This window comes from Nostoc sp. PA-18-2419, assembly GCF_005869855.1.
Classification (GTDB): Bacteria; Cyanobacteriota; Cyanobacteriia; order Cyanobacteriales; family Nostocaceae; genus Nostoc.
Genome location: NZ_SZNH01000071.1, coordinates 1 through 12,347, shown reverse-complemented (window position 1 = coordinate 12,347; position 12,347 = coordinate 1). Strand labels below are relative to the sequence as shown.

The following is a 12,347-nucleotide window of genomic DNA, read 5'->3' as shown; positions in this document are numbered from 1 at the left end:
TGGCAGCTTTTCTCCTATTTGTTTTACCCAAGAAATTATAGTAGTATGATGTACACCTTTAACCCGTTCAATCCCACGAAAACCCATACCATTAAGATACATTTTTAAACATTCTTGTTTAAGTTTCTCTGAGTATCCTTTTGGCGGATCGTACACATCAATAAATTGGCGCTCGCAGTTATTACAGATGTGATTTTGTTTACCTCTCCGTTTTCCATTCTTTCTAATTTCCGTAGACTCACAGTATGGACATTGCACAGTAGATGACCTCAATTCATCCCTCTATTATGCAACACCGTAAATCTTTAGACGGCTAGACGACGTAACAGAATACGAGTCATAACGGCATATATGGCAGCTTCGCTCATTTCAGAAAGACGCTCGTAATCCTTACTCAAGCGATGGTACTGGTTAAACCAGCAATCATGTTCTTTCTACTACCCAACGCTTGGGTAAAACTTCAAACTCTTTCCCAGCACGGCGCATGACCTCAACATGAGCTTGAATCATTAACCAAACAGCCAACGCAAACTTATCACCGTCATACCCAGAGTCAACCCATAAAACTTCAACTTTTTCTAATAATTCTGGGCGTTCCTCTACCAGTTCCATCAAAGCATAGGCAGCAAGCAATCTTTCAGGAGCATTGCCTTCACTCACAATCACTTTGAGCAAGAGACCAAGGCTATCAACGATTGTCTGGCGTTTTCTTCCTTTGACTAGCTTGCCACCATCAAAGCCGTAGACATCCCCCTTTTTTGGGTCGTTTTTACCGACTGAGTGTCTGCGGCGATGCCTACGGCGAGCTTTGCTAACACGCTTGGTTGTGTTGATTTACCTAGTTTTAAGCGAACTTGACCGCGCAGTGTATGGTTTAATTTTTCCCAGACTCCCTGGCGCTGCCATTTGCAGTAATAGCTGTATAGCGTTGAACTTGGGGGAAAATCGCCCGGAAGTATATTCCATTGGCATCCCGTTTTCAAATGATAATAGATGGCATTGCATATTTCACGCATATCTGTTGTGCGTGGATGCCCTCCTTCTTTAGCTGGTGGAATCAAGGGAGACAGGATTTCCCACTCCATATCAGTTAAGTCTGTGGGGTAAGACTTTCCTGCCATGACCAACTATGTAAATACACTGTGTATGATGTATTTTATCCTTACCCTTACTCTTTTCTTCTCGCTTTTAGATTTACTTTATAAATAGCCTCTTAGGGGCTTTAACCTAACCCACTATATACTATTGATGGCATTAGCTCGGATATAACCACCTGTCACTAAATCAGCGATCGTTCCAATGGTGTCTTCAAGTGGAACTTGCGGGTCTAGTTGAGCTGGGCGATAGATGTCGATGTCATCTACTCCCAAACGAGCAAGACTATAAGTTGCAAAATTTTTCATTGAGCTAGGACGCGTATCGATACCAAACCATCCGCCATCAGGAGAACGTAAAGCGCTAAATTTCACAGATATGTAGCAAAGCTTTGTGCCGATGATCTTGGAGTGCACGACCAATTAGCATCTCATTATACCCACTACCATAGAAATCGCCACTGCCCAATAGTGTAATACCGCGATCAATAGCTGCATAAATGGTGGCAATGCTTTCTTTGTGGTCTGTTAAACCGTACATACTAGACATACCCATACATCCCAGAGCTAAAGGAAAAACAGTTAGACCTCTGGAGCCGAGTTGCTGAGGTTCAAGTTGATTTCCTATACTTAGTATTTATTTTTTTAGTTGTTTTGGGTCTCTATAAAAGATTAAGTTTTGTATTGCAATCAGACAGGAGTTACTTACTTAGGCACTTCTAAATAAAAAATATCTCACTCCTCACACTCAAAAAGAGCCAGTGCGTTTCTACCCCCGTTGTTCGCTCTTAGCGTTTCTGTAGGGTAGTAACTGGCGTTCATCAGTTGCAACTTCAAAGCCAGATAATTTATTTCTTTGAGTTTCCTTAATCATCCTCAAGTTTCAGCAATTGTTCATCAATAGTTCGTATCCGTCCTTGCGCAATTTCTTCTGAAAGAATTCGCTTCCGCATTGCCTCATTGAGCGCTCCTTTTTCCGCCAGAAGTAAGCGGCGGCGGATGGCATCAAGTTTACTGAGTTCGCCATTTTGGACTGATAATTTCTCTGGACGGCGATTATATAATTCTCGTAATGCCTTTTCTGCTTTTGCGATTCGCAGTTGATAAGCTGCACGCATCTCTTCATAAACGGCTTTTGGCAGTACTCCTGATTTTAACAGGCTATCTAATTCATCTTGTGCGGCTTTACTGGTCATCAACTCGGCTTGTAATTCTTCAACCTGCTGCTGAGCTTCTGAAAATTGAGATAATTTTAAGCGTTTTACCACCCAAGGCAAACTTAAACCCTGCCCCATTAATGACACCAGTACACTCCCGAAGACTAAAGCAATAAGGATTTCTCGCCCCGGTAATGTGGTGGGTAGACTCAAAGCCAGAGCCATCGAGAGTGAACCTTTAATATTGCCTAAAAACAGTAAATGTTGCCAGCGCAAGGGAATTGCGCGGTCAAACCATCGAATTCCTGCTAGTAATGGATAGACTGTAAGAAGTCGCCCGACTTGATAAGCTAAAACTACAAATAGAATTGCAGGTAAAGTTTTCCAAAGTGTTCCCAAATCTATTTCTACACCAATCAGTAGAAAAATGAAGGTGTTGACTGTAAAACTGGCATATTCCCAGAAACTCAGCAATGTGATCCGATTAGAAGCAGAAGTATTCCGAGAAAGTCCCAAATTTCCGAAAATTAATCCCGCTACAACTACAGCCACAGCACCCGATACATCTAGAGATTGTCCAACCTGAAAAGTTCCTAAGGCAACTGCAACTGTGAGCAATAAACTGCTAAGGGCATCGTCTAAACGAGCAAACACAGGTATGCTTAAGTAACCCAAGATTAACCCGACAACACAGCCTCCTAGAGAAATAAATACCAGTTGTTCAATTCCTTCTAGCAATGTCAGTGAACCTGTGGAATACACTTGTGAAACTAGGTTGAACGAAACTAAGGCAGTTGCATCATTAAATAAGGTTTCTCCTTCAACGATGGTGGAAAGTCGGGAGGGCACTGATATTTCCTTAAAGACGGCAATCATGGAAACTGTATCAGTGTTTGCCAGAGTGACTCCCACAAATAAAGCAGCTATCCAACTTAATCCCAGCCCAAATTTTAACAGTAGGGCAATAATTCCACTGGAAAGCAAAGCCCCCGGCCCAGCCAACAGGGCAATTGGTTTAAATGTGCTGCGTAGGCGGCTGACATCAGTATTAATACCAGCTTCAAATATGAGAATTGGCAGGAAAAGATTTAAAACCAACGAAGGATTTAAACCAAGAGGACGAGACAACAATTCAGTGATTGGTAAACCAGCCAACACTAATCCCGTGACATAAGGAATTCTTAACCGTCGGGACAGCAGAGCTACACCTGTAGCTAGCAGCAAGAGAATAATTGAAACTTTGACTAATTGAGTTACATCCACTATTACATTTAAAAAAGCGATCTTGACTTGACTGATAGATTCTCGCCTTACTGCTGCCAAATTAGCAAGTTTAGGTATATATAAAACTTCTATTTGATGGCATTTGAGGAACGTAAATACCGATAACGACTTTATGTTAAGCTAACCCAATCCCAAAAAACTTTGGTATTGTTCCATAAGAAGGTGGACAGTATGGAAAAGTATATCAGATTACACCACTTGGTAAAACCTATTGGTGTCAATAAATACTGGTACATCCTCATGAAAGTTGAGTGAATCTGCGATCGCAATTTTTAATTAAATTTTTTCTTTAGTCATTTATTACTCGAAGAACGAGTCCAGTTAATCAAACATTGATTAATGTTATGTCGGTTACGCCCGACAAAAAAGCACTTGAAGCTACTGATGATTTATATCAATCAAAATTATAAAAGCGTGCAGTTGAAGTTATGTAATCGGAGATTGAGAACAACTTCAATTGTAAAAATTGAAAATAAATTGCATCATCCTGTCTTTGTGTCCCGGCGTTCCCTGAAATTCAACTCGTCAAAAGTCAGCCCTGCAACTTTTGTTTGCCTCAACCTCAATCATCCCATATTCGGCAACGTCTTAAAATTATGTAAGCTGATACCATTTACCAAAAATAATGATACAGATCCAAATCTAGGAACCCTGACTAAGTCAGACTTTCGTAATTACAAATTACGAATTGGTATAAGTCTAAGGTAGATTCTGTACTTTTACTGCGGTTGTCTAAATTTCTGTTGTATTTTAAATACATCCATTTCGCGTCTTTGTTGTTCTCTTAATTGGTTGGTATTAGGTTGTCTCAACTGTTGTTGTCTAAATTTATTTTCTATGCGAAATTGTTCAATTCGCTGTTGTTGTTGTAGTCTGACTACATCTTGCTGCTGTCGAAATTGTTCCCACAGTTGTTGAGAAGATTGTTGTGCTTTCAACTGCTTTTGGTTTTGAGGTATGTTCTGTGTAATGTTTGCTTGCACAGGAGAATAGTTCATCAAATCTATTGTCAAAATAATAAGTAGTAGCCCTGGTTTAACCATCAATGAACGATGCATATAGTTTTTTCAAATGTATTTTATAATGGTGGTGTTGCTGAATGAAAATATGAATTCCACTCTTGCAGGTAAATAAATATTGTTTATTCTAATTTCAATCAATCTGAGCTTCTTCTTAGACATCAAATAGTCATTTTGCCTCTTTGCTACCAAGCATGAGAATTTTTACCTTTTTTTATTAGAACACAATCATCAGAATAGTGGTACTTCCTAAAGTTTATTTACCTTTGGATATACTTATCAAATAATCTCGAGTACAGCTTGAGATTAAATCGGCTAACTAACTGCGATCGCACTAATCCCAATCATCAGCAGTGTGGTTTTGGAGCTTCATTGTACTAACGATGAAGATTGGGTTATCGGTTTCTATAGCTGCTAAGGAAACCCAAATACTACTGGGTAACTCTTGACCAAATAGTGGAACTTTATTAGAGCAGCGGACAATACTATTATACCTTTTTATAGAGCAATCATTGTCAATAAAGGCTGCTGTTGCCCTTTGAAGCAATAACCTCTATCCTTAGTACACATAAGTCAGCCTTTTGAGCTAGACCATCCTATTTGTGTAAGAATGCAGCTGCTCGATATTGGGTGATCACTTACTCTACTTTTGTGAGAACACTAGATAAAATTTTAGTCTTTAAGTAAGCATGGATTGAATATAAAAGATTTAAGTAATAAGTTAGGTTTCAAACAAATTAAAATTAACTCTCAGATAAATATTTTATTTACTAGTCTAAAATGATTACTTATTATCTAACAATCATACATAATTTACGCGCTTATTCTGACTCATAGTAGTGAACTGTTAGGCACTTATAAGTATTGAGCGCTCTAATTGAATGCACACAAAAATGTCAGTTACTCTGAAAAAATTTTATCAGGCTTTACTTTATAAGCGTAACAATCGAGACTATTGGCAATTAAGTATAAAATATTACCACTCAAAACTGTAAAGTGTCGAACTGCATTTGGCTGCGAGTAATTACAAGAAGATGGATCGATATTGAAAATAATATTAAACAAAACATACTTTTTAGCATACTTGACCATTTGATTAACAATATAGTCAATCAACAAGTTATATTATACTTTGGTTACTAAAACTTATAAAAATAACACAATATTAAATCGATTTTTTGGATAAAAATCAGGATGAATAAAATTATTGATTTCAAAGTCTTTTAAAGGAAACTTCTGTTTTGCTGCTGCAAGGAAAGCAGGAACAATATCAATGCTAAATATTTTAATTCGTTAATATCCAGTGATTGTAAGGTTAAATAATCTAGAAGTTCTCCTTTGCCATAACCTACATCTAAAATGGAAAAAGCTGGATAAATAATTACAATATCTTTAAAGAGTTTATCAAAAATTTTAAAATATCTTTGCTTATTTCTTTTCCTAATACTTTTAGATGATATTAATCCTCCTTGAATACCAGTTGACTATAGTGTTTGCTTATATGCTGTCCATCTTCTAGCCAGGTATTTATCAGTTCATCAGAGAATTTTACCATCTTATTATATGATGCGGGGTAAGAGTCTGTGAAAATAGATTGAGGATTGACAAATAAAAAATATCCTATCGCTTTTAGGAGATGGTGGTAGGGAATAGGAAGATAAGTTTGGAGCAGAGCCTTGTTACGCTCCAAACTTCAGGGGCGAGAAATGTCGTTTTGATTCCAAAAATTCGATAAATTACTGTTTAGAGTTCTGTGAGTTTGAGATTTAAATTTATAAGTGTTTATGCGTTAGGATGACTACAGTGTGGGCAAAATACTTAATTTGAATGAGTAAAAAAATACTAAGTATATTAATTGGACTTTATACTTATGGGTAAGAGTTTGACAGTCGCTCAAATTTATAATTATCGTCAGCAAATATCAATTTATTCAATTCATAACTAGAAAAAGGTATTGTTAAGAATGATGTATTGTAACAGTTATTAATTATTGAGTGATTGATTTTGACTGTGAAGTCAAAGTCCCCCATTATATGCCTTCATCCAGAACTATTTACTACTCAGTAGTTTAAATCCCTGAGTATACGCCTGTTTACTGTTCACTGTTCACTGATTTAAGTAATGGAACCACCTAAAGAATCATCAAATTTTCGACAAAAAGCATTAGAAGGCGTGTTTTGGTCTGCAATTCAGAATTGGGGACGCCAAGCGATCGCCTTTGTTGTTTTTGCAATACTTGCACGTCTACTCGGGCCTGAGACCTTCGGTTTAGTTGCTTCAGCTAGTATATTTTTGGCGTTCATCGGGATTTTCCTTGACCAAGGATTTTCTGTAGCAATCATCCAACGAAAGGAACTAGAAACAGAACATCTCGATACAGCGTTTTGGACTAATGTTGGTATCGGCTTGCTGATGACAGTTCTTAGTATTGCGGGTGCTGGATTAGTTGCCAACTTTTTTTCTCAACCGCAGTTAACACCAGTCATTCGCTGGTTATCTCTCAGCTTTGTAATTATTACCCTAAGTAGTACCCAGGAAGCAATTTTTCAACGCAACCTTGATTTTAAACCTTTAGCAATACGTGAACTGATAGCGGTGTGTGTTGGTGGGGTGGTTGGCGTGGTAATGGCTTTCATGGGCTTTGGTATTTGGAGTCTAGTTAGTCAACAGTTAATAAATGGTTTAGTTCAGATTATAGTTCTCTGGTCAGCTAGTAATTGGCGACCAAGATTCAAGTTTTCCCCAAAGCATTTCAAAGAATTATTTACCTTTGGTATTAATGTATTAGGAACTCAAATACTCAACTTTGTTAATCGGAGATCTGATGACTTACTAATTAGCTATTTTCTTGGTCCAGTTGCTTTGGGTTATTACTCAGTTGCTTACCGCTTGCTAATAATAATTACTCAATTATTAACTGGCGTGACAAATCAAGTTGCAATGCCTGCATTTTCTCGGTTACAGCAAGAACCGGAAAAGTTGAAAAGTGCTTTTTACAAAGTAACGCAACTTACGAGCCTAATTTCTTTTCCTGCATTTTTGGGTATGGCAGCATTAGCACCCGAATTAGTAAGAGTTTTGTTTGGAGAGCAATGGTTACCAAGTATTCCAGTGATGCAAGTACTGGCTTTTATTGGTATTGTTCATTCAGTTAGCTACTTTAACGGTACTGTCATGACAGCGATGGGTAAACCGTTTTGGAAACTGAGACTAAACTTTATGCACTCCATAGCAAACGTTATTGGTTTTTCAATTGCTGTACATTGGGGAATCGTAGCTGTTGCAGCAATTTATGTGATTCGCAGCTACCTATTAACACCTATAGATTTGTGGTTTATTCGTAAACTAATTGGTATTAAATTAAGTGGTTATCTGCGCCAATACGTGATTCCATTAGCTGGAGTACTCGGTATGGTTACTGTGATTTTTACAGCTAAGGAATTATTAAAAAATCTCATAAATGTACAAACATTGTTAGCTGTTTGCATATTATTAGGCGCTATAACTTATGTAGTGCTTATTGTATTACTTGCACCAAATATAGTACAGCAAATACGTGAGATTATTAACCTATTTATATCTAAAAAATTTGGCCAGAGTAAAAGGTAATTAGCAATTATAAAGTTGTAACTATACTATAAAAAGTTGACTTTTCTTTCTGCGTTATCTGTATCTGAAGTGGTTAGATAATTGTTTTTTAACTGCTTCAGCCTCAGAGAACATGCAGATAAGTCTAACAATGGCGGCTTTTGTTAATTATGTAGTTTGTGGCGAGTAAAATTCTTTTTTATAAATTCTACTTTTCGGTGAAGTCATTGGCTAAACGTCAAGCTCCGAGAATTTTGCTATAGCAATTTAATTTATTAGTAGTAATTTAATGCCGGTTTAGGGAACTCTAAGAAATAAATTATCCCGTTTAAAGTTGTATAAATTTAATAAATTTTGAAAAACCCCGGCTCCATTCCTCTCCCCATTTGAGGAAGAGGTTTAAAAACCTTATTCTTTCGTAGCAAGTTGAAGACTTTTTGCTCCTTCTGTTGTAAGTAAGTCGGCACAATAAAACAAAACTATGTAAAGAAAAATAAACAAGGCTCAAACCCTTTTTATTCCTGCCTCTTGATACCTGCTTCCTGCCCTATCTCAACAACAATTATTGCCGACGTATTTGGGGAAGGTGTTGGGGTTAGTTTGCGTCATACTTAGGTTATATATCATTGGTAGGATAAAAAATAGCATTCGCCTGCTAAAAATTAATTATCTCTACCTAAAGATAGATTGTGAGTTCGATTTTAACGTTAGTGAAATCCATTTTTAATCAAGTAATTAAATTGATATATGCAAACTAATAAAATTCCTCCTGGAAGCTTTGGTTTACCTATATTAGGTGAGACACTTTCTTTTTTATTTGACCGCAACTTTAGTAAAAAGCGCTATCAGCAGTATGGCTCTATTTTTAAAACTCATCTTCTTGGCAGACCTACTGTAGTTATGATAGGACCAGAAGCCTTAGAGTTTGTTTTGTCAACCCATATAGATAATTTTTCTTGGCGCGAAGGATGGCCCGCTAATTTTAAGATATTGCTGGGTGAATCACTTTTTTTACAAGATGGAGAGGAACACCGTAGAAATCGCCGCTTGATGATGCCAGCTTTGCATGGACCAGCATTGGCGAATTATGTCGTCACAATAGAAGATATTACACGTAGTTATCTGCAAAAGTGGGAGGAGCAGCAGGAGTTTACCTGGTTCCAAGAGTTTAAACAACTGACGTTTGATATTGCCAGTCAATTGTTGCTGGGTACGCGTCCTGGAGTTGAAGGTATGCGCCTAAGCCAGTTGTTTACAACTCTGGCAAATGGACTGTTTGCTATTAATCCTTTGCCCTTACCATTTACTAAATTTGGGAAAGCCTTAGCAGCCCGTAATCAAATTTTAGAGCATGTAACTGAGGTCGTCAGACAGCGCCAGCAAAATCCAACCAAAGATGTTCTGAGTTTGTTAGTCCAAGCTAGAGATGAAGATGGTAATAGTTTAAGTGAAAAAGAACTTATTGCCCAAGCGCTACTATTACTTTTTGCCGGACATGACACCACAACCACAATGTTGACTTGGTTGTGTCTAGAATTAGCCCGTCATCCAGAGGTACTGCAACGCGCCAGGGAAGAACAACTAAAATTTGCTGATGTTGGTTCTTTAACTTTAGAACAATTGGGACAAATGCCTTATTTAGACCGGGTTTTATTAGAAGTTGAAAGGCTACGTCCGTCTGTTGGTGCGGGATTTCGTGGTGTTGTTAAAGAATTTGAATTTAAAGGCTGTTATGTTCCTGCCGGTTGGCAATTATATTATGCGATCGCATTTACTCATCGCCTCTCAGAAATTTATTCTCAGCCAGAGCGTTTTGACCCAGACCGCTTCAGCCCTCAGCGTCAAGAACACAAACAATATCCCTTTAGTTTAGTTGGTTTTGGCGGTGGGCCGCGCGTCTGTATTGGTATAGCTTTTGCGAAAATGGAAATGAAGATTGTCGCTGCCCATCTTCTGAGTAGCTATGATTGGGAAATCTTACCCAATCAAAGTCTAAATACAATGGGTATTCCTAATCGTCCTAAAGATGGGTTGCGGGTTCGATTTAAGCCTCGGTAAAATTTATGGCACTTCCTATAGAGATAAATTTATCTGAAGAAGTTTTGCAACGCTTGCAAACAGCGAAAGATATAGTCCAACAAGCTAGACAGTCTTTACAAAACACAGCAGCTACTACAACCGATAAGGCAATTAATACAGTTACTACAACTTGGGAACAAGCTAAAGGTTCTTTAGAACAAAGTTGGCAAACGGCAGAGCAACTTAAAAGTACAACATCCGGAGCAGTACAAACAGCAATTAATTCTTCTATTAATGATTGGCTAACACAACACCCTGTAGTTTTTCGGTTAGTTCAAATACTAGCTTGGGCGGCTAATCACCCAATTATTAGTTTAGTAATTCTAGTCTTTGCCTTAGCTCTACTTTGGAGTATCATCAGAGCAATTGTCCGCGTTATTGAAACAGCTAGTTGGTCACTACTAAAAGTTCCGATAAAGTTACTTCTGGCTTTAGTTAAAGTTAGCTTTGTCTCCTTAACTCAAGTTGGTAGTTTTGCTGTTGAACGAATCACACCTACTAAAACAACAGATAACCTGCCAGTTTTACTACCTGAAAATTTTCAAACAAATAAACAACAGCGATTAGTAGAAATTTCTAGTCGTTTAGCAGCAATTCAAAAGGAACAGCAAGAGCTTTTACAAGAAGCAGCAGATTTGATTGCTTCTGACACAATTGAGTTAAAAATATCAGAAATCAAACCGCTAAAAAACGTTGAATCACATCTTGGCTGAGTTCGTCGGTGCAACCAGAGGCGACAATACCACCTTTTTGCATGGCGTAATAGTAATCGGCTTGACGAACAAAGTGCAAATGTTGCTCTACCAATAATACAGAAATACCTGTGGTTTCGACGATGCGACGGACTGCGGCTTCAATTTCTAGGATGATGGACGGTTGAATACCTTCGGTGGGTTCGTCTAAGACGAGTAATTGAGGTTGTCCTATTAAAGCACGAGCGATCGCTAGTTGTTGCTGCTGTCCTCCACTTAAATCTCCACCCATGCGCGAGAGCATAGTTTTTAATACGGGAAATAAGCTAAAAACTTCTTCGGGAATTTCTGCTTTTTTGACTGGTTTACGTCTAGCTTCTAACCCCAAGAGCAGATTTTCTTTGACTGTTAAACGGGGGATAATTTCTCGTCCCTGGGGAACATAACCAATTCCTAACTTTGCTCTTTGGTCGGTAGATTTGGAGTTGATTAATTGTTCAGCGAAATTAATTGTACCGCTACGGGGTTTGAGTAAACCCATGATGGTTTTGAGTAGGGTGGTTTTACCTACACCATTGCGTCCGATGAGGCAAACCATTTGCCCCGATGGTACGGTTAAATCTACGTTACGGAGAATATGGCTTTCACCGTAATAAACGTTAAGGTTAGAAATTTTTAGCATTAGTTCACGTAGAGGCGCAGAGAGAAAGATTGAGTTTTTATAATTTTGTACAAAATGGAATGTTTTACTCATCCCACTTACTGAACTGAGAGCAACTTTGTATAAAGGCTGTTGACTATCAACTGTAATCAAATAATAGCCACTACTGGTATTTTTTACAACAAAAATAGGGCAGTTTTCTTGGGCTGCCCATTCTCAGATAGTTGCATCGTCCTTGCCTGACAATCCAACATGTAAAAACGGGGTTTTACAGTAGTTTTCAAATGAATAGACCACAATGAGCAAACCAGCCGCAAGCATCATCGGAGGAAATATGCTCAGTCACAATCTGTGTTAATACTTGGTTAAGTTGCTCACAAGTACGGGCTTTTGCAGTACGTAAACACTGTTTGAGTTTTGACCAACACAATTCGATAGGAGACAAATCAGGCGAATAGGGAGGTAAAAAGACAAGCCGCGCACCAACAGCTTCAATAGCTTCTCGAATTACCAGGGCTTGATGTACTGGTAGATTATCCATGACTACAGCCGCTCCCACCCACAATTGAGGTGTCAGAATCTCTCGAATGTAGGTTAAGAATACATCGGTATTGACGCTGCCAGGAATACTCATAGTGGCAATTAGTCCATCCATACTCAACGCCCCAATTAACGAGATGTTTTTTCCTCGATTCCGGGGGCAAGAGTCGTACAATCGCTCACCACGTTTTGCACGTCCATAGAGCCGTGTCATTCCTAAGTTTAGACCTGAC

At 38.3% G+C, this 12,347-nt stretch carries 12 protein-coding genes and 1 pseudogene; 3 read left to right on the top strand and 10 right to left on the bottom strand.

From position 1 onward, the window contains the following. The 8 genes and pseudogenes from FCR06_RS31245 to FCR06_RS31225 form a co-directional block, all read right to left on the bottom strand. Window positions 1–258, bottom strand: a 258-nt coding sequence (locus FCR06_RS31245) for an IS1 family transposase (RefSeq protein WP_138506711.1), incomplete at its 3' end; no start/stop codon positions are given. A gap of 47 nt (window positions 259–305) precedes the next feature. Further along, window positions 306–407 (bottom strand): annotated as a pseudogene (locus tag FCR06_RS34510) (IS5/IS1182 family transposase); the annotation flags it as partial. 16 nt (window positions 408–423) lie between these two features. After that, a complete protein-coding gene (locus FCR06_RS35025) occupies window positions 424–834 on the bottom strand; it encodes a transposase (protein ID WP_411268036.1) in 411 nt (136 codons plus the stop codon). After that, window positions 720–1,121, bottom strand: a complete 402-nt coding sequence (locus FCR06_RS34500; RefSeq protein ID WP_262984732.1) for an IS5 family transposase — start codon at window positions 1,119–1,121, stop codon at window positions 720–722. Before FCR06_RS34500 ends, FCR06_RS35025 begins: the two co-directional genes overlap by 115 nt. Window positions 1,122–1,235: 114 nt before the next feature. Beyond that, on the bottom strand, window positions 1,236–1,469 hold the full coding sequence (locus FCR06_RS34495) for an aldo/keto reductase (protein ID WP_262984731.1): 234 nt from the start codon (window positions 1,467–1,469) through the stop codon (window positions 1,236–1,238). Further along, window positions 1,459–1,644 (bottom strand): aldo/keto reductase, encoded by a 186-nt coding sequence (locus FCR06_RS34490; RefSeq protein ID WP_262984730.1) that lies wholly within the window; start codon window positions 1,642–1,644, stop codon window positions 1,459–1,461. The genes FCR06_RS34495 and FCR06_RS34490 overlap by 11 nt, the downstream gene beginning before the upstream one ends. A 316-nt stretch (window positions 1,645–1,960) precedes the next feature. Next, window positions 1,961–3,514, bottom strand: a complete 1,554-nt coding sequence (locus FCR06_RS31230; RefSeq protein ID WP_138506709.1) for a cation:proton antiporter — start codon at window positions 3,512–3,514, stop codon at window positions 1,961–1,963. Window positions 3,515–4,254: 740 nt separating this feature from the next. Next, window positions 4,255–4,593, bottom strand: coding sequence for a hypothetical protein (locus tag FCR06_RS31225; protein ID WP_138506707.1), 339 nt, complete (start codon window positions 4,591–4,593; stop codon window positions 4,255–4,257). 2,082 nt (window positions 4,594–6,675) lie between these two features. Here FCR06_RS31225 and FCR06_RS31220 point away from each other — a divergent pair. The 3 genes from FCR06_RS31220 to FCR06_RS31210 all read left to right on the top strand — a co-directional run bounded on the left by FCR06_RS31220 (window position 6,676) and on the right by FCR06_RS31210 (window position 10,934). After that, window positions 6,676–8,163 carry an MOP flippase family protein gene (locus FCR06_RS31220; RefSeq protein WP_138506705.1) on the top strand — a complete coding sequence of 496 codons (1,488 nt, stop codon included), beginning with the start codon at window positions 6,676–6,678 and terminating at the stop codon, window positions 8,161–8,163. A gap of 726 nt (window positions 8,164–8,889) precedes the next feature. Continuing rightward, window positions 8,890–10,200 (top strand): cytochrome P450, encoded by a 1,311-nt coding sequence (locus tag FCR06_RS31215; RefSeq protein ID WP_138506703.1) that lies wholly within the window; start codon window positions 8,890–8,892, stop codon window positions 10,198–10,200. Between the two features lie 5 nt (window positions 10,201–10,205). Continuing rightward, window positions 10,206–10,934 (top strand): hypothetical protein, encoded by a 729-nt coding sequence (locus FCR06_RS31210; RefSeq protein ID WP_138506701.1) that lies wholly within the window; start codon window positions 10,206–10,208, stop codon window positions 10,932–10,934. Here the strand turns inward: FCR06_RS31210 and urtE are convergent. Next, window positions 10,897–11,595: an urea ABC transporter ATP-binding subunit UrtE gene (gene urtE, locus FCR06_RS31205; RefSeq protein WP_138506699.1), complete on the bottom strand. Its 699-nt coding sequence runs from the start codon at window positions 11,593–11,595 to the stop codon at window positions 10,897–10,899. The two genes, FCR06_RS31210 and urtE, sit on opposite strands and share 38 nt — an antisense overlap. Before the next feature lie 259 nt (window positions 11,596–11,854). Then, window positions 11,855–12,347, bottom strand: a 493-nt coding sequence (locus tag FCR06_RS31200) for an IS630 family transposase (protein ID WP_411268035.1), incomplete at its 5' end; no start/stop codon positions are given.